Below are 18,816 nucleotides of genomic sequence, written 5' to 3'. Positions count from 1 at the left end.
CGGTTCAGGCGAGCAGACGGGCCAGCTCTGCCGTGAGGGCTTCGCGCAGCTCGGGCGCGTCGACCCGTTCCACCCGTACGTCCGTGCAGTCCACCCAGCCCGCCGCCTCGACCAGGGCCTGAGCCACCGGCGCGGCGGCCTTGGGGCCGTCCAGCGTGATCTGCCTGGCGACCAGGGTGCGTCCCTCGCGCGCCGGGTCCACTCGGCCGACGAGCCGGCCACCGGCCAGGACGGGCATCGCGAAGTAGCCGTGCACCCGCTTCTGCCGGGGCACGTAGGCCTCCAGGCGGTGGGTGAAGCCGAAGATCCGCTCGGTGCGGGCACGCTCCCAGACCAGGGAGTCGAAGGGCGAGAGCAGCGTCGTGCGGTGACGGCCGCGCGGGGGTGTCAGCAGGGCCTCCGGATCCGCCCAGGCCGGCTTGCCCCAGCCCTCCACCGCGACCGGGACCAGGCCCGAGTCGGCGATCACCGCGTCGACCTGCTCGGCCTTGAGACGGTGGTAGTCCGCGATGTCCGCGCGCGTGCCGACGCCCAGGGACCGGCCGGCCAGACGGACCAGGCGGCGCAGGCACTCGGTGTCGTCCAGGTCGTCGTGGAGCAGGGCGGCGGGGACGGCGCGCTCGGCCAGGTCGTACACCCGCTTCCAGCCGCGGCGCTCGACGCAGACCACCTCGCCGTACATGAGCGCCCGCTCGACGGCGACCTTCGTGCCCGACCAGTCCCACCACTCGCTGGTCCTCTTCGCGCCGCCCAGGTCGGTCGCGGTGAGGGGGCCTTCGGTGCGGAGCTGCTTGACGACCTGGTCGTAGACACCGTCGGGAAGCTGGTGGTTCCAGTGCGGGCGGTCGCGGTAGGCGCGGCGGCGGAAGGCGAAGTGGGGCCACTCCTCGATGGGGAGGATGCAGGCGGCGTGGGACCAGTACTCGAAGGCGTGGGTGTCTCTCCAGTAGGCGTCCTCGACGGTCTTGCGGCCCACCGCGCCCAGGCGGGCATACGGGATGAGTTCGTGGGAGCGGGCGAGGACGGAGATGGTGTCGAGCTGCACCGCGCCCAGGTGACGGAGGACGCCGCGGACGCCCGCGCGGCGGTCGGGGGCGCCGAGGAAGCCCTGTGCGCGCAGGGCGATGCGGCGGGCCTCGTCGGCGGAGAGTTCCGTGGCTGGGGGCGGGAGGGTCGTCATACGTCGGCACGATAGGGGGTGGGTCTGACAGTGGGCGGCGTCGCGGTGGGCGCGGGTCAGGTTCGTGCGGGCAGGTAGGGGGCCGTCGACGGGAGGGAGAGGTCCGAGGGGAGGAGGGAGCCGATCCAGGCGTCGCGGCGGGTGCCCTTGTTGTTGAGCGCGGAGCGCAGCGTGCCCTCCATGGTGTAGCCCGCGCGCTGGGCCACCGCGCGGGAGGCCGTGTTGCCGACCTCGGCGCGCCACTCCAGGCGGTCGATCGCGCGCTCGGTGAAGGCCCAGCGGGAGACGGCGACGGCGGCTTCGGTGACGTAGCCGTGGCCGCGGTGTTCCTTGGCGCCCCAGAACCCGATCTCGCCGACGCCCAGGGAGATCATCGTGACGCCGAGCATCCCCACCAGGTCCCCGGCGGGGAGGAAGAGGCCGAAGGTGAACATCGAGGCGTTCGCCCACCCGTCGGGGACCATCTGCTCCGTGAAACTGCGTGCGTGCTCGTGGAGGTAGGGCGAGGGGATCGTGGTCCAGCGCTGGATGTCGGGGTCCTGCGCGGCGGCGTACACGGCCTCGGTGTCCTGGGGGCCCACCGTGCGCAGGACGAGGCGGCCGGTGGTGAGCGTGACGGGTTCCATCGGCCGATTCTGCGGGGCGCTCCGCGGTGGGCGCCAACTTTTTGCCGTGCGTGAACAGGCGGTCACTTTTCGCGTGATTCGTCGACGGGTGCGGCACCATCCGCGGTGCCCGGACGTTGAACCGGGTGACGGCAGACCGGAAGCTGGATGAAGGAGCACATGGTCCCCGTTACAGCGGGCTCCCGGGGCGGCGGGGTCCTCGCTTACGATGGCCGTTGCTCAGTACGTCACAGGAAACCGACCGTCCCAGGCCCGACCGGCAAGGAGACCAACCCCCGTGTCCGTCCTCTCGAAGATCATGCGTGCAGGCGAAGGCAAGATCCTGCGCAAGCTGCACCGCATCGCGGACCAGGTCAACTCCATCGAAGAGGACTTCGTCGACCTCTCCGACGCCGAGCTGCGGGCCCTCACCGATGAGTACAAGCAGCGGTACGCCGACGGTGAGAGCCTGGACGACCTGCTGCCCGAAGCCTTCGCCACCGTCCGCGAGGCCGCCAAGCGCGTCCTGGGCCAGCGCCACTACGACGTGCAGATCATGGGCGGCGCCGCCCTGCACATGGGATACGTCGCCGAGATGAAGACCGGTGAGGGCAAGACCCTCGTCGGCACCCTGCCCGCCTACCTCAACGCCCTGTCCGGCGAGGGCGTGCACATCGTCACGGTCAACGACTACCTGGCCGAGCGCGACTCCGAGCTGATGGGCCGCGTCCACAAGTTCCTCGGGCTGAACGTCGGCTGCATCCTGGCCAACCAGACGCCGGCCCAGCGCCGCGAGATGTACGGCTGCGACATCACCTACGGCACGAACAACGAGTTCGGCTTCGACTACCTGCGCGACAACATGGCCTGGTCCAAGGACGAGCTCGTCCAGCGCGGCCACAACTTCGCCATCGTCGACGAGGTCGACTCCATCCTGGTGGACGAGGCCCGTACGCCGCTGATCATCTCCGGACCGGCCGACCAGGCGACCAAGTGGTACGGCGACTTCGCCAAACTGGTCACACGGCTGAAGAAGGGTGAGGCCGGCAACACCCTCAAGGGCATCGAGGAGACCGGCGACTACGAGGTCGACGAGAAGAAGCGCACCGTCGCCATCCACGAGTCCGGTGTCGCCAAGGTCGAGGACTGGCTGGGCATCGACAACCTCTACGAGTCGGTGAACACGCCACTGGTCGGCTACCTGAACAACGCCATCAAGGCCAAGGAACTCTTCAAGAAGGACAAGGACTACGTCGTCCTGGACGGCGAAGTCATGATCGTCGACGAGCACACCGGCCGTATCCTCGCCGGCCGCCGCTACAACGAGGGCATGCACCAGGCGATCGAGGCGAAGGAAGGGGTGGACATCAAGGACGAGAACCAGACGCTCGCCACGATCACCCTGCAGAACTTCTTCCGCCTCTACAAGCGCCACGACCACAACGGCAAGGAACAGCCCGGCCTGTCCGGCATGACCGGTACGGCGATGACCGAGGCCGCCGAGTTCCACCAGATCTACAAGCTCGGCGTGGTGCCCATCCCGACCAACCGGCCGATGATCCGCAAGGACCAGTCGGACCTGATCTACCGCACCGAGGTCGCGAAGTTCGAGGCGGTCGTCGACGACATCGAGGAGAAGCACCGCAAGGGCCAGCCGATCCTCGTCGGCACCACGTCGGTCGAGAAGTCCGAGTACCTCTCGCAGCAGCTCAGCAAGCGCGGCGTCCAGCACGAGGTGCTCAACGCCAAGCAGCACGACCGGGAGGCGACGATCGTCGCCCAGGCGGGCCGCAAGGGCTCCGTGACGGTGGCCACGAACATGGCCGGTCGTGGTACGGACATCAAGCTCGGCGGCAACCCCGAGGACCTCGCCGAGGCGGAGCTGCGCCAGCGCGGCCTCGACCCCGAGGAGCACATCGAGGAGTGGGCCGCGGCCCTGCCCGCCGCCCTGGAGCGGGCCGAGCAGGCGGTCAAGTCGGAGTTCGAGGAGGTCAAGGACCTCGGCGGCCTCTACGTGCTCGGCACCGAGCGGCACGAGTCGCGCCGTATCGACAACCAGCTGCGCGGCCGCTCCGGCCGTCAGGGCGACCCCGGCGAGTCCCGTTTCTACCTCTCCCTGGGCGACGACCTGATGCGCCTGTTCAAAGCTCAGATGGTCGAGCGCGTGATGTCGATGGCGAACGTCCCGGACGACGTGCCGATCGAGAACAAGATGGTCACCCGCGCGATCGCGTCCGCCCAGTCCCAGGTCGAGACCCAGAACTTCGAGACCCGCAAGAACGTCCTGAAGTACGACGAGGTCCTCAACCGGCAGCGCGAGGTCATCTACGGCGAGCGGCGCCGCGTCCTGGAAGGCGAGGACCTGCAGGAGCAGATCCAGCACTTCATGAACGACACGATCGAGGCGTACGTACGCGCGGAGACCGCCGAGGGCTTCCCGGAGGACTGGGACCTCGACCGGCTGTGGGGCGCCTTCAAGCAGCTCTACCCGGTGAAGATCACCGTCGAGGAGCTGGAGGAGGCGGCCGGCGACCGGGCCGGACTGACCGCCGACTACATCGAGGAGTCCATCAAGGACGACATCCTCGAGCAGTACGAGGCACGCGAGAAGCAGCTCGGCTCCGAGATCATGCGTGAGCTGGAGCGCCGGGTCGTGCTCTCGGTCCTGGACCGCAAGTGGCGCGAGCACCTCTACGAGATGGACTACCTCCAGGAGGGCATCGGCCTGCGTGCGATGGCGCAGAAGGACCCGCTGGTCGAGTACCAGCGTGAGGGCTTCGACATGTTCCAGGCCATGATGGACGGCATCAAGGAGGAGTCCGTCGGCTACCTGTTCAACCTGGAGGTCCAGGTCGAGCAGCAGGTCGAGGAGGTCCCGGTAGAGGACGCGGCGCCGTCGCTGGAGAAGGGCGCGCAGGACGCCGTCCCGGCCCAGGCGGGCGCCCGCCCGGAGATCCGCGCCAAGGGCCTCGACGCCCCGCAGCGCCGGAACATGCACTTCTCCGCGCCGACCGTGGACGGCGAGGGCGGTGTCGTCGAGGGTGACTTCACCACCGACGAGGAGCCCGCGCGCTCCTCGTCCGACGGCCTCACCCGCGCGGAGCGCCGCAAGCAGGCCAAGGGCGGACGCCGCCGCAAGAAGTGACCGTGCGGTGCCCGCGGGCACCGCGGCCGCCGAAGGGCCGGACGCCTCCCTGCGTCCGGCCCTTCGGCCGTTCCCGGGGCGGGCTCAGCCGTCGGCCAGGGATCAGTCGTCGATCGCGCGCGGCCTGCGGGGGCCGCCCAGTTCCACCGCCGTGCAGCGCCAGCGCAGGTCCCGGCCCTGCTCCAGCCGGAAGGCCATCGCGCGCAGCTGGTCGCCCGCGCCGATGCGGGCGAAGACCTCCAGGGCGCCCGGCCGGGGCTCGAAGTAGCCGATGTCACGGACGACGGGGAGGGCGCCGCGTGTGCGCAGGGGGCCGCGTTCGGCGAGGTGGGCCAGTTCGTCGTAGGCCCGTCCGGCGGTGTGGCGGAGCATCGAGTGGACGGGGCGCCGGCCGCTGAGCACGTTGAGCAGCAGCTCGGCGAAGCGATCGGTCGGGCGGAGCTGGGGTACGGGACGGCGAGGGGTCTGGGCGGGTACGACGGGCCCCGCCGCGGGCGGAGCCTCCCGGCGTACGGCCGGGGCGGCGGAGCCCGGCACAGCGGCGCCGGCAGCCGTGCGCGCACCCGTCCTGACGGCGCGGCCCGGCCCTGTCGCGGACGGGCGGGTGTCCGCCGGCCGTGTACGGGCCCGCGGGGACCGGCCCGGGGAGCCCGGCGGGCGGCCACCGGGTGCCGTGGACCGTACGGCGCCGCCGCCGGGCCTGCGGGGCGGCGCGGCGCCGGGGACGCGCGAGGCGGAGTCCGTGGGGACGAGTGCCGTGGCGGCCGGCGCGACGGCCGCGGCCGGTGCGAGGCGGAGCGGGCGGGACTGCGTCCTGGTCATGACCTTGCGCATGGGGGCTCCCGGTTCGACGGCCCGGCTGGTACCGAGCAGTAACTTGCGGTCGGGGATCTTGTACGCGGCGGCGGAACGGTGCGGCAAGGAGGAGCGCGACGCGGTCGAGGGCCCGGCGAATACACCTATCCGGGTGATCGGGACGTCGGAAGGCCCGGCGTGGTGCGGGGGCGCCGGGTGAGTTCCGGGACGGAGGTGGACGCGTCGGGCGTCACGGGTGGGGACTCGAAAGGGGACACCCGCACGTATCCTGAAGGCCTTCCCGGCCCTTCCCGGGCACCCGGCGGAGCCCCCGACCACGAAAGCGGCAGCCCCATGCGCGTCTACGTTCCCCTGACCCTCTCCGGTCTCGCCGAGGCGCACAGGACGGGACAGCTGGGAACCGGGCCGCTCGTCGCCCTCGCCGTCACACCGGCGCTGCGCGAGTGGTACCGCTCGGACGACACCGAGGAGCTGGAGTACGCCGCGCTCAACCGGGCCGCGCTGGCCTCGCTGCGGCTGCTGGCGGCCGACGCCGGGGCGCCGCGGCGCCGGGTCGTGGTCGCCGCCGACGTGCCCGACGGGGCGGCCACCGCCGACCCGGACCGCGGGTCCGGTCCCGCCGCGCTGGGCGAGGTGCGGGTGGCCGGGCCCCTGCCGCTGGCCAAGGCGGCTTCGGTGCACGTCGACTCCGCCGACGCCGAGGCGGACGTGACCGCGGCGGCCGGGGCCCTCGAGGCGGCGGACGGCGGGGACGACGACGCGCAGTTCGTGGTGGACGGGGCGGAGGACCACGAGCTGCTCTGGTACGCGACGCAGGAGATCGCGGGCCTGGTCGAGGCCGCCGGCGACTGACGCCGAGGCGGCCCGCCTTGATTGTCAGTGGCGGCGGGTACGTTTTCTGGCATGGGGATGCAGACAGGGGCGCACATCGTCTGGGACTGGAACGGGACGCTGTTCCACGACAACGACGCGATCATCGGTGCGACGAACGCGGCCTTCGCCGAGCTGGGGCTGTCGCCGATCACGCTGGAGCAGTACCGGGCGCTGTACTGCGTGCCGGTGCCGAAGTTCTACGAGCGGCTGATGGGGCGGCTGCCCACCGACGCCGAGTGGCAGCTCATGGACTCGACCTTCCAGCGCCACTACACCGAGCACAGGGTGCGGTGCGGGCTCGCGGAGGGCGCGGCGCAGCTGCTCGCGGACTGGGGCTCGGCGGGGCGCAGCCAGTCGATCCTCAGCATGTACGGGCACGACGAGCTGGTGCCGCTGGTCAAGGGCTTCGGGATCGAGTCGCACTTCATACGCGTCGACGGGCGGACCGGGCCGTCCGGGGGCAGCAAGGCGGAGCACATGGTGCGGCACATCGCCGCGCTGGCCGGTTCGGCGGGGGTCGATCCCGCGCGCACGGTGGTGATCGGGGATGCCTCGGACGACGCGGTGGCCGCGGGGCGGGTGGGGGCGCGGGCCGTGCTCTACACCGGGGGGTCGCACAGCCGGGCGAGTCTCGAGGGGGCCGGGGTGCCGGTCGTGGACACGTTGGCGGAGGCGGTCGTGGAGGCGGCGCGGTTGGCGGCGTGAGGCTGCCGACGGGGTGCGGGACCGAGGAGACGGCGGTTGTGTGCTGACCCGGGGCGGTGCGGCCGTCGGGGATGGGTCGCGCGGCCGGCGCTGCGGCCCTGGCTGCGCCCACCCCCCCACTCTCGGCTTCTCCCCCACGCTCGGCTTCGCTCCCGCGGGAGGGGCCCATGAGCGGGGAGACCCCCGTCGCCCTGGGGGTACCTCCCAGGCCGTTCCGGAATGGGGGAGGCACGACTGCCCGCAGCCAGAGGGGCGCGGCCGCTGTCCGCGGTTACGCCGGGGCGGTGTCTCTGTGCAGAACGTCAAAGTTCGGGTCCTGGTTTTGTACACATACGGGTCGTGACGCGGTCCCGGCGGGGAGCGATAGCCTTGTGGCGTGATCAGCGCGATAGCTCGCGGGGGCACCGTTGCCCCCGCCCTGCGCCCGGTGAGCACGGACGACATCCGTGTCCGGGCGGCGGTCGCTGGTCTTCGCGGGCGGGACGGGGCATCGCAGGCCCCCGGTACGACGCCGCGCACTCCCCGGACGGTGACGACGAGAGCGACGTCACACCTGGTGAACGTGGTGACATTGGCTGATATGCCCCCGCTCCTCTCACCTTGCGGCATAGCGTCTGAACGGACCGGACACCCCGTGTCCCGAGGACGTGCCGGAAGGCAGGAGACCGTACTTCCTTCAACGTCACGCAACGGCGCGCGACAGGAGCCAGAGGACAATGCAGACCAAGCTGGACGAAGCCAAGGCCGAGCTGCTCGACAGGGCTGCGCGGGTAGCTGAGAACAGCCCGGTCGGGGGGCACCTACCGACTGGGACGACGGACGAGGGCACGCCGGGCACCCCGGACCAGGCATCCGTGTTCGCGTTCCTGAGGCGCTACTACCGGCACACCGCCCCGGAGGACCTGACCGACCGCGACCCGGTCGACGTCTTCGGAGCCGCCGTCTCGCACTACCGGCTGGCCGAGAACCGCCCGCAGGGCACGGCGAACGTGCGGGTGCACACCCCGACCGTCGAGGAGAACGGCTGGACGTGCAGCCACTCCGTCGTCGAGGTGGTCACCGACGACATGCCCTTCCTCGTCGACTCCGTGACCAACGAGCTGACCCGGCAGGGCCGCGGCATCCACGTCGTGGTCCACCCGCAGATCGTGGTACGGCGCGACCTCACCGGCAAGCTCGTCGAGGTGCTCACCGGCGGCCCCTCCGCCGACCTGCCGCACGACGCCCACGTCGAGTCCTGGATCCACGTCGAGATCGACCGCGAGACCGACCGCGGCGACCTGAAGCAGATCACCGCCGACCTGCTGCGCGTCCTCAACGACGTCCGCGAGACCGTCGAGGACTGGGGCAAGATGCGCGACGCCGCCGTCCGCATCGCCGAGGGACTGCCCGACGAGCCGACCCCCGGCGACCTGCCGCCGCGGGAGCTGGAGGAGGCCCGCGAGCTGCTGCGCTGGCTGGCCGACGACCACTTCACCTTCCTCGGCTACCGCGAGTACGAGCTGCGCGGCGACGACTCCCTGGCCGCCGTCCCCGGCACCGGCCTCGGCATCCTGCGCTCCGACCCGCACCACGCGACTGACGAGAGCCACCCCGTTAGCCCCTCCTTCGAGCGGCTCCCGGCCGACGCCCGGGCCAAGGCCCGCGAGCACCGGCTGCTGGTGCTGACCAAGGCCAACAGCCGGGCGACCGTGCACCGGCCGTCGTACCTGGACTACATCGGTGTCAAGAAGTTCGACGAGAACGGCAACGTCGTCGGCGAGCGCCGCTTCCTCGGGCTCTTCTCCTCGGCCGCCTACACCGAGTCCGTCCGCCGGGTGCCGGTGATCCGGCGCAAGGTGGAGGAGGTGCTGGAGCGGGCCGGGTTCTCGCCCAACAGCCACGACGGCCGGGACCTGCTCCAGATCCTGGAGACCTACCCGCGCGACGAGCTGTTCCAGACGCCGCCCGACGAGCTCCAGTCCATCGTCACCTCCGTCCTCTACCTCCAGGAGCGCCGCCGGCTGCGGCTCTACCTGCGCCAGGACGAGTACGGGCGCTACTACTCGGCCCTCGTCTACCTCCCCCGCGACCGCTACACCACCGGCGTCCGGCTGCGGATCATCGACATCCTCAAGGAGGAGCTCGGCGGCACCAGCGTCGACTTCACGGCCTGGAACACCGAGTCCATCCTGTCCCGGCTGCACTTCGTGGTCCGCGTCCCGCAGGGCACCGAGCTGCCGCACCTGTCCGACGCCGACAAGGAGCGCGTCGAGGCCCGTCTCGTCGAGGCCGCCCGCTCCTGGGCCGACGGGTTCGCCGAGGCGCTGACCGCCGAGTTCGGCGAGGAGCACGCGGCGGAGCTGCTGCGCCGCTACGGCAGCGCCTTCCCGGAGGGCTACAAGGCCGACCACGGCCCGCGCTCCGCCGTCGCCGACCTCGGTCACCTGGAGCGGCTCGACGAGGAGAAGACCTTCGCGCTGAGCCTGTACGAGCCGGTCGGCGCCGCGCCCGAGGAGCGCCGGTTCAAGATCTACCAGAAGGGCGGCACGGTCTCCCTGTCCGCGGTGCTGCCGGTGCTCAGCCGGCTCGGCGTCGAGGTCACCGACGAGCGGCCCTACGAGCTGCGCTGCGCGGACCGCAGCACGGCCTGGATCTACGACTTCGGCCTGCGCATGCCGAAGTCGGTGGCCGGCGGCGCCGAGTACCTGGGCGACGACGCCCGCGAGCGCTTCCAGGAGGCCTTCGCCGCGACCTGGAACGGGCAGGCGGAGAACGACGGCTTCAACTCCCTGGTGCTCAGCGCCGGCCTGACCTGGCGCCAGGCCATGGTGCTGCGCGCGTACGCCAAGTACCTGCGGCAGGCCGGGTCGACGTTCAGCCAGGACTACATGGAGGACACCCTCCGCAACAACGTCCACACCACGCGCCTGCTGGTCTCCCTCTTCGAGGCGCGGATGGCCCCGGAGCGCCAGCGCGCCGGGCGGGAGATCGTCGACGCCCTGCTCGAAGAGGTCGACGCCGCCCTCGACCAGGTCGCCAGCCTCGACGAGGACCGCATCCTGCGCTCCTTCCTCACCGTGATCAAGGCGACGCTGCGGACGAACTTCTTCCAGAAGACGAGCGACGGCAGGCCGCACGACTACGTCTCCATGAAGTTCGATCCGCAGGCCATCCCCGACCTGCCCGCGCCGCGTCCGGCGTTCGAGATCTGGGTGTACTCGCCGCGTGTCGAGGGCGTGCACCTGCGCTTCGGCAAGGTCGCGCGCGGCGGTCTGCGCTGGTCGGACCGCCGGGAGGACTTCCGTACCGAGATCCTCGGCCTGGTCAAGGCGCAGATGGTGAAGAACACCGTCATCGTGCCGGTCGGCGCCAAGGGCGGCTTCGTCGCCAAGCAGCTCCCGGACCCGGGCGTCGACCGCGACGCCTGGATGGCCGAGGGCATCGCCAGCTACAAGACCTTCATCTCGGCGCTGCTCGACATCACCGACAACATGGTGGCCGGCGAGGTCGTACACCCGGCGGACGTCGTCCGGCACGACGAGGACGACACGTACCTCGTCGTCGCCGCCGACAAGGGCACGGCGAAGTTCTCGGACATCGCCAACGAGGTCGCCGAGTCCTACAACTTCTGGCTCGGCGACGCCTTCGCCTCCGGCGGCAGCGCGGGCTACGACCACAAGGGCATGGGCATCACCGCCCGCGGCGCCTGGGAGTCCGTCAAGCGGCACTTCCGGGAGCTGGGCGTGGACACCCAGACCCAGGACTTCACCGTCGTCGGCATCGGCGACATGTCCGGCGACGTGTTCGGCAACGGCATGCTGCTGTCCGAGCACATCCGCCTGGTCGCCGCCTTCGACCACCGGCACATCTTCGTCGACCCGAACCCGGACTCGGCCACTTCGTACGCCGAGCGGCGCCGTCTGTTCGAGCTGCCGCGCTCCTCCTGGGAGGACTACGACACCGCGCTGATCTCGGCGGGCGGCGGCGTCTTCCCGCGCTCGGCCAAGTCGATCCCGGTCAACGCCCACATGCGCGAGGCCCTCGGGATCGAGGCCGGCGTCACCAAGATGACTCCGGCCGAGCTGATGAAGGCGATCCTCAGCTCCCCGGTGGACCTGCTGTGGAACGGCGGTATCGGCACCTACGTCAAGGCGTCCACCGAGTCCAACGGCGACGTCGGCGACAAGGGCAACGACGCCATCCGCGTCGACGGCAAGGACCTGCGCGTCCAGGTCGTGGGCGAGGGCGGCAACCTGGGCCTGACCCAGCTGGGCCGGATCGAGTTCGCCCGCACCGGCGGCAAGATCAACACGGACGCCATCGACAACAGCGCGGGCGTGGACACCTCCGACCACGAGGTGAACATCAAGATCCTGCTCAACGGTCTGGTCAAGGACGGCGACATGACCGTCAAGCAGCGCAACAAGCTGCTGGCCCAGATGACCGACGAGGTCGGCGCGCTGGTCCTGCGCAACAACTACGCGCAGAACACGGCGATCGCCAACGCCCTGGCCCAGTCCAACGACATGCTCCACGCCCAGCAGCGCTTCATGCGCCACCTAGTGCGCGAGGGCAGCCTCGACCGGGCCCTGGAGTTCCTGCCCACCGACCGCCAGATCCGGGAACGCCTCGGCGCCGGACAGGGCCTGACCGGCCCGGAGACGGCCGTACTGCTGGCGTACACGAAGATCACGGTCGCCGAGGAGCTGCTGCACACCTCGCTGCCCGACGACCCGTACCTCAAGGGCCTGCTGCACGCCTACTTCCCGACGGCGCTGCGCGAACAGTTCCTGGACCAGATCGACGGCCACCCGCTGCGCCGCGAGATCACCACGACCGTCCTGGTCAACGACACGGTCAACACGGGCGGTACGACGTACCTGCACCGGATGCGCGAGGAAACCGGCGCGTCGCTGGAGGAGATCGTGCGGGCCCAGACCGCGGCCCGGGCGATCTTCCGCTCCTCCCCGGTGTGGGACGCGGTGGAGGCCCTGGACACCAAGGTCGAGGCCGCCGTCCAGACCCGCATCCGGCTGCACTCGCGGCGCCTGGTCGAGCGCGGCACGCGGTGGTTGCTCAACAACCGGCCGCAGCCGCTGGAGCTCGCCGAGACGGTGGACTTCTTCGCCGAGCGCGTCGAGCAGGTCTGGTCGCAGCTGCCGAAGCTGCTGCGCGGCGCGGACGCGGAGTGGTACCAGCACATCTACGACGAGCTGACCGCCGCCGGGGTGCCGGACGAGCCGGCCACCCGGGTGGCCGGTTTCTCCTCGGCCTTCCCGACCCTGGACATCGTGTCGGTGGCCGACCGCATGGGCAAGGAGCCGCTGGACGTCGCCGAGGTGTACTACGACCTCGCCGACCGGCTGAGTGTCACCCAGCTGATGGACCGGATCAGCGATCTGCCCCGCAACGACCGCTGGCAGTCCATGGCCCGCGCGGCGATCCGCGAGGACCTGTACGCGGCGCACGCGGCGCTCACCGCCGATGTGCTGGCGGCCGGCAACGGCACGTCCACGCCGGAGCAGCGGTTCAAGGCGTGGGAGCAGAAGAACGCGGCGATCCTCGGCCGTGCCCGCACCACGCTGGAGGAGATCCACAACTCGGAGACGTTCGACCTCTCCAACCTGTCCGTGGCCATGCGGACGATGCGGACGCTGCTGCGCACGCACTCGTGACGGCGTGACGCCGTAGTCGCACAGCCGAGTGAGGCGCCCCGGGTCCTGCGGCCCGGGGCGCCTCATGTCCGATGTGGGTGTAATGCCCCGTATAGGGTGACCGTGTGACTGGGCGTCTCTGGACGACACGCGTCGCCGCGCTCGTCCTCCTGCTGCTCCTGCTCCTGGCCGTCGTCCGACTGCCGTGGGCCGGTGACCTCGGTATCCACGCGGCCACCGTCGAACGACTGCGGCACAGCCTCACCGACCCCGGCAACCCCCTGGTCGACGCGGACACGCCGAGCCCCTACTACTCGCCGTGGACGGTGCTGCTCGGTGCGCTGGCCGAGCTGACCGGCTTCTCGGTCTTCGTCGTGCTGCGGATCGGTGCGCTGATGGCGCTCGGGGTGCTGACGACGGGGGTGTGGCGGTACGTCCGCACGCTGAGCGGGCACCCGGCGGCGCCGCCGCTCGCGTTGCTGTGCCTGGTGCTGCTGTGGGGCACGGAGGAGTTCAGCTGGAGCGGCTTCCTCGGCTTCCACTCCCTCGCGCTGACCGTGGCCTACCCGAGCGTGCTCGCGCTCGGTCTCGCGTTCCACCTGTGGGCGTGGCCGGCGCGGCGGCCGGCCGGTCGGTGGGTCTGGGCCGGGTGCGGGGTGCTGTGGGCGGTGATCCTGCTCGTCCATCAGTTCTCCGGAGTCGTCGCCTCGTTGGGCGTGCTCGCCGTCGTGCTCGGCTCCCGGGCGGGGTGGCGGGTATGGGGGCGGCTGGGCGCGGGTCTGGTGCTGGGGTTGGTGGTGCTGTGGGCCTGGCCGTACTACGACTTCTTCGCCCTGCTCGGTGCGGGGGACGGGATGGACGCGGTACACCGGTCGCTGTACCGGGAGCTGCCCGGGCGGTACTGGCTGGTGCTGGTGGGAGTGGCGGCGCTGGGGGTGCGGTGGTGGCGTAACCGGCGCGACGTCCTGGTGCTGTTCTTCGCGTTGGGTGCGGTGGTCTTCGTGGCGGGCGGGGTGACCGGGCACTGGTCCTGGGGGAGGGCGCTGCCCGCCGCGCTGATCCCGGCGCAGCTCGCGGCGGCGCTGGAGGTGGTCGGGCCGGGCCGGCGGGCGGCGCGGACGGTGTGGGCGTGCGTGCTGGGCGCGGCGCTGGCGGCGGGGGCGTGGGCGCAGGCGGGGACGCTGGGGTACGTGGTGGACCGGGGGCTGCTGCCGGGGGTGGTCGAGGCGAAGTACCGGGAGCCCTGGGCGGGGTACCGCTGGATCACGCCGTGGGTGGGGTACGGGGACGTGGTCATGGCGCGGAAGTTTCCCTCGCGGCAGATTCCGGCGTACGGGGCGTACACCGTGGCTCCCGGGTATCCCGACTTCTTCCTGCGGGACGAGGGGGAGCGGGCGGGGGCGGTGCGGGCGTACTTCTCGGAGGGGGCGGAGGGGAGTGTGCGGCGGGGGATCTTGCGGGAGTACGGGGTGCGGTGGGTGGTGGATCGGGGGGATGGGCTGCGGGGGGTTGAGGGGTTGCGGGTGGTGGCGCGGGGGCCGGGTGGGGAGGTGCTGTACGCGGTGGTCGGGTGAGCGGGGTGGCCGACGGCGTGGCGGTGAGGTGAACGGGGCTGGTGCGGGCGTCGGGGGTGGGTGTCGCGGCCCGGCGCTGCGGGGTGCCTCCCCCACTCTCGGCTTCGCTCGCGCGGGAGGGGCTCCATGAGCGGGAGGTGCCCCCACCGCCCTCCCCGTGCCGCCCTGGGGGTACCTCCCAGGCCGTCAAGGCACTGGGGGCACGACTGCCCGCAGCGGCGGTCAGTGCAGGATGCCCGACGCCAGGCGCGCCGCGCGCCGCACGCGGGGGGTGGCCAGGCGGTGCAGGGCCGGGCGGATGACCGTCGCCGTGGCGCCGACCGGCTGCCAGCGGAGCTGGAGCCGCCCCGGGTTGTGGCCCTCCGGTTCCACCGTGACCCGGTGCGGCAGGGTGCCCGAGCGGTAGGGGACCCGGGCGGTGAGAGGCGGGAAGGCGAGGGGGCCCAGGAGGAGCCCCGTGTGGGTGCGGCCCTGGTGGTGGAGCCGGAGTACGGGATGGCGGACGCCCTCGAAGCCCTGGAGGGGGAGGCGGGCCGCCGCCAGGTCCAGGCGCACGCTGCCCTCGAAGACGCCGGGGCGGACGGGCGAGAGGCGGAAGGGGACCGTGAGGCGACGGCGGCCGGGGGCGAGGTGGAGTACGGCGCGCTGGGGGCCGACGGGGAGGCGGAGGGCGGGGTCGTAGGTGCGGACGGTCAGGTCGACCGAGGCGCCGGGGCCGCGCGAGACGTCCGTGATCTCGTGACGCAGCCGGGCGCCGAAGAACGGGCGGGTGTCCAGCTCCAGCTCCGTCAGGTCCAGCTCGCGCCGGGCCGGCTCCGAGCGCGGGACCTGCTCGCCCCAGTAGGTGCGCCCGTCCGCCGCGTCCGGCGTGATGTGGCGCGGGGCCACACCGTGGCCGAGCCCCCGGGCCGCGATCCCCACGTCGGACAGGCGGCGCTCGCGGACCAGCTGGAGCACCACCCGTTCGTCGCGGGGCAGGCGCGCGTAGGCGCCCGGGGCGAGCGTGTCGAGGTACGGGACCACGATGTCCGCGAAGGACGCGAGCCAGGCGTCGTCCCGGTACGGCAGGTCACCGGCGTACATCCGGAAGTCGTGCTTGAGGAACTTGAAGTCCTTGTCCTCCCGCAGCGACTCGTGCCCGCTCTCGGCCAGGAACCCGTCGATGAGGCGCTGCACGTGGACGCGGTCGCGGACGTTGGTCAGCTTGTGCCGCTGGTTGGAGATGGAGGCCGTCTCGGAGACCGCGTACGGCGCGACGTACCAGCGGTAGACCGGCTCGGGGACGACGGTGAACGTCTTGGCCAGGCAGTACGCCTGCGCCGAGAAGAGCTGGTCCTCGTAGTGGATGCCCTCGGGGAAGCGCAGCTCGTGGCGGTCGAGGAAGGCGCGGGCGTACATCTTGCTGGTCGACAGGTGCTCGAAGAGCAGGCGCGGGTCGGCCTCGATGCCGTCGAGTGTGCGGCGCTCGGCGACCAGGTGCGGCATCCACGTCGTACGGCGTCCGCCGTCCACGCGTATGCGGTGCACCGCGCCCATCGCGAAGTCCAGGTCGCGCTCGCGGTGGGCGGCGAGCAGTACCTCGACGGCGCGCTCGGGCAGTTCGTCGTCGCTGTCCAGGAACATCAGGTACGGCGCGCGGGCGATGTCCAGGGCCCGGTTGCGCGGGGCGCTGCACCCGCCGCTGTTCTCCGGCAGCCGCAGGTACACGACGCGGGGGTCGCGGGCCGCCAGCTCGCGGGCCACCTCCTCGGTCGCGTCCGTCGAGTGGTCGTCGCTGATGACGACCTCGATGTCGGCGTGGGTCTGGCGCAGCACGGACGCCACCGCGCGGGGGAGGCGTTCGGCGTCGTTGTAGACGATGACCGTGACGGTCACGTCGGGGGTCGTGTTCGTCGCCCGGTCGGTGCTCATGACGTGGTCGCCTCCTCGGGGGTCGGGGCCGGGGTGCGTTCCTCGATCGGCAGGACGGGAGGCAGCGTCCGTTCGTCCTCGCCGAGGAAGACCCGGCGGACGACGCGTTCGGCGGCGCGGCCGTCGTCGTACTCGCAGAACCGGCGGCGGAAGGCGGCCCGCGCCTTCGCCGCGCGGGCGTCGCGCCAGGCGTCGGTGGTGAGGATCTCGGTCAGTTCGGCCTGGTCGCGGGCGACCGGGCCCGGGGCATCGGCCGTCAGGTCGAAGTAGACGCCGCGGGTGGTGCGGTACGTCTCCCAGTCGTCGGCGTGGATGACGATCGGGCGGTCCAGGTTGGCGTAGTCAAACATGATCGACGAGTAGTCGGTGACCAGCGCGTCGGCGGCCAGGCACAGTTCCTCGACCGGGTCGTAGGAGGAGACGTCGATGATCCGGCCGGTGCGGCGCAGACCCGTCAGGGGCGAGGCGGCGGTTTCGTAGAAGTAGTGGGCGCGCACCAGCAGGACCGTGTCCTCGCCGAGCCGGTCGGCGAGCGCGGCCAGGTCCAGCCGGGGTGTCCAGCCGGCCTCGTAGTCGCGGTGGGTGGGCGCGTACAGGATCGCCCGGCGGCCGGGCGCGATGCCGAGGCGTTCGCGGACCGCGCGGACGTCGGCGGCGCCGGCCGTGTAGAAGACGTCGTTGCGCGGATAGCCGTGGTCGAGGGAGACGTGGCGGGACGGGTACGCCCGCTGCCACATGCGCGTGGAGTGGCTGTTGGCGCTGACACTGAAGTCCCACCGGTCCACCCGCTCCAGCAGCGCCTGGAAGTCGAGGCCGCGGGCTGCGGCGGGGTACGGCATCTGGTCCAGGCCCATGCGCTTGAGCGGGGTGCCGTGGTGGGTCTGGAGGTGGACGGTGCCGGGGCGTTTGACCACCGCGTCCGGGAAGTTGACGTTGTTGACGAGGTACTTGGCGCGGGCCAGCACCTCCCAGTAGCGGCGGGTGCCGGGGACGACGTGGTCGGTGCCGGGCGGCAACAGGGCCGCGCCCGCCGCGGTGACCACCCACACCGGACGCACGCTCGGGGCGAGCTCGGCGAGCTTGGCGGCTATGGCGGCCGGGTTGCAGGCGACGCCGCGCGCCCAGTACGCCGAGAAGACGGCGAGGTGCTGGTCGACCGGCTCGGCGAGAGCCCGGCGGTACTGGAGGGCGCGCAACCCCGTCCCGGCGCGGTGCCTGGCGGTGCGGGCCGCCGACCGCACCCGGCGGCGCGTGCGGTTGGCGGCCTGGAGCGCGCGGTACTCGGCGTGCGCGTCCCGCTCCAGCAGCGACCGGCGTACGCCTTCGAGGCCCGTGCGGCGCCGGTGGCCCTCGGGGAGGTGGTGCCGGGCGGCCAGGGACGCGCGGTGGAAGAACTCCCGCGCGACGTCGTCCGGCATCCCGGCGCGGGCGTGCGCGCGCAGGCAGTCGCGGACCATCAGGTCGTAGAGGGCGGCGTGGACGGCCGGGCGGGCGGCGGACAGGTCGAGGAGCCGCTCGTAGCGCTCGACCAGGGCGTAGTGCGCCTCGGGCGGGACCGGCGGCAGACTCTCGGGGCGCAGCCGCCGGTCCTCGTACGCCGGGTGGGGGAGGCAGGCGACGCGGTCGGCGAGCAGCAGGGCGGTGTACGCGGCGAACGGCTCGTCGTCGGTGGTGAGGAGCCGTTCGTGGGCCCGCCAGAAGGCAGCGCGCACGGCGCGGTTGCCGAGCAGCGGGGTCGTGGCGAGCAGTGGCGCGTGGTCGTCGAGGGCGAGTGCGGAGCCGGCCGCGCGGGCGAGGCGGGGGCCGTCGGGGGAGGGCAGGCCGGAGGTCCGCCAGGTGCCGCGGACGTGGTCGAGGAGCAGGACGTCCACCGTGCCGGGGAGATCCGCGGTGTGCTCGGCGACCGTGCGCGGGGCGCCGGCGGGTACGCCGTCCTTGGCGTGGACGAAGTGCAGCCATCGGCCCGAGGCGCGCGCCGCCCCCGCGGCGCGGGCCGCGGCGTCGCCCGCCCCGTCCGGCAGCGGCAGGACGGTGAACGCCGGGGTGTGCCGCTCGGCCACCTCCCGCGCCCAGTCCCCGACGGCGGCGACGATCACCTCGACGCCGGTGAGGGGGTGGGCGTCGAGGGTGTCGAGGAGGGCGGGCAGGTGGTCCTGGACGTTGCGGCCGTGGACGATGACGCTGAGGTCGGGGGTCTCGGACATCTCCGGTGTCTTCGGTGTCTCGGACATCGCGGGGACTCCTTCACCGTCGTCGCTTCGCCGTCGTGGCTCCCGGCACACTCCTGTTCGTTCGTCCGGCCATAGTGGCATTAATCGGTCAAAAGGGTTAACCGTGCGTACGCCTCCCGGGGGAGGGGCGTGCTCCGGAA

At 72.1% G+C, this 18,816-nt stretch carries 10 protein-coding genes; 5 read left to right on the top strand and 5 right to left on the bottom strand.

Going from position 1 to position 18,816, the window contains the following annotated elements:
* Positions 1 to 4 precede the first annotated feature (4 nt).
* Both M6G08_RS06080 and M6G08_RS06075 read right to left on the bottom strand, forming a co-directional pair.
* Positions 5 to 1,180, bottom strand: a complete 1,176-nt coding sequence (locus M6G08_RS06080; RefSeq protein WP_272586165.1) for a winged helix-turn-helix domain-containing protein — start codon at positions 1,178 to 1,180, stop codon at positions 5 to 7.
* Positions 1,181 to 1,236: 56 nt separating this feature from the next.
* Positions 1,237 to 1,806, bottom strand: coding sequence for a GNAT family N-acetyltransferase (locus M6G08_RS06075; protein WP_272586164.1), 570 nt, complete (start codon positions 1,804 to 1,806; stop codon positions 1,237 to 1,239).
* A gap of 277 nt (positions 1,807 to 2,083) precedes the next feature.
* On the opposite strand from M6G08_RS06075, the gene secA reads away from it, so the two are divergent.
* Positions 2,084 to 4,930 carry a preprotein translocase subunit SecA gene (secA, locus tag M6G08_RS06070; RefSeq protein ID WP_272586163.1) on the top strand — a complete coding sequence of 949 codons (2,847 nt, stop codon included), beginning with the start codon at positions 2,084 to 2,086 and terminating at the stop codon, positions 4,928 to 4,930.
* Between the two features lie 102 nt (positions 4,931 to 5,032).
* Here secA and M6G08_RS06065 read toward each other — a convergent pair whose 3' ends face one another.
* Positions 5,033 to 5,764 (bottom strand): Rv3235 family protein, encoded by a 732-nt coding sequence (locus M6G08_RS06065; RefSeq protein WP_272586162.1) that lies wholly within the window; start codon positions 5,762 to 5,764, stop codon positions 5,033 to 5,035.
* Between the two features lie 315 nt (positions 5,765 to 6,079).
* On the opposite strand from M6G08_RS06065, the gene M6G08_RS06060 reads away from it, so the two are divergent.
* From M6G08_RS06060 to M6G08_RS06045, 4 genes are all read left to right on the top strand, one after another.
* On the top strand, positions 6,080 to 6,598 hold the full coding sequence (locus tag M6G08_RS06060) for a DUF6912 family protein (protein ID WP_272586161.1): 519 nt from the start codon (positions 6,080 to 6,082) through the stop codon (positions 6,596 to 6,598).
* A 51-nt stretch (positions 6,599 to 6,649) separates the two neighbouring features.
* A complete protein-coding gene (locus M6G08_RS06055; protein ID WP_272586160.1) occupies positions 6,650 to 7,324 on the top strand; it encodes an HAD family hydrolase in 675 nt (224 codons plus the stop codon).
* A 716-nt stretch (positions 7,325 to 8,040) separates the two neighbouring features.
* A complete protein-coding gene (locus tag M6G08_RS06050; protein ID WP_272586159.1) occupies positions 8,041 to 12,981 on the top strand; it encodes an NAD-glutamate dehydrogenase in 4,941 nt (1,646 codons plus the stop codon).
* A 104-nt stretch (positions 12,982 to 13,085) separates the two neighbouring features.
* Positions 13,086 to 14,534: a putative glycosyltransferase family protein gene (locus M6G08_RS06045; RefSeq protein ID WP_272586158.1), complete on the top strand. Its 1,449-nt coding sequence runs from the start codon at positions 13,086 to 13,088 to the stop codon at positions 14,532 to 14,534.
* A 222-nt stretch (positions 14,535 to 14,756) separates the two neighbouring features.
* Here M6G08_RS06045 and M6G08_RS06040 read toward each other — a convergent pair whose 3' ends face one another.
* Entirely contained in the window at positions 14,757 to 16,445 is a 1,689-nt protein-coding gene (locus M6G08_RS06040; RefSeq protein WP_272586157.1) for a glycosyltransferase family 2 protein, read from the bottom strand.
* The gene (locus M6G08_RS06035) at positions 16,442 to 18,676 is read right to left on the bottom strand and encodes a CDP-glycerol glycerophosphotransferase family protein (RefSeq protein WP_272586156.1); all 2,235 of its coding nucleotides are present in this window, start codon (positions 18,674 to 18,676) and stop codon (positions 16,442 to 16,444) included. The genes M6G08_RS06040 and M6G08_RS06035 overlap by 4 nt, the downstream gene beginning before the upstream one ends.
* Positions 18,677 to 18,816 lie beyond the last annotated feature (140 nt).

Origin of the sequence: Streptomyces sp. M92 (assembly GCF_028473745.1) — a bacterium.
Lineage (GTDB): Bacteria > Actinomycetota > Actinomycetes > Streptomycetales > Streptomycetaceae > Streptomyces.
The sequence above is the reverse complement of the archived record's forward strand: the minus strand, read 5'-3'. Positions and strand labels throughout refer to the sequence as shown.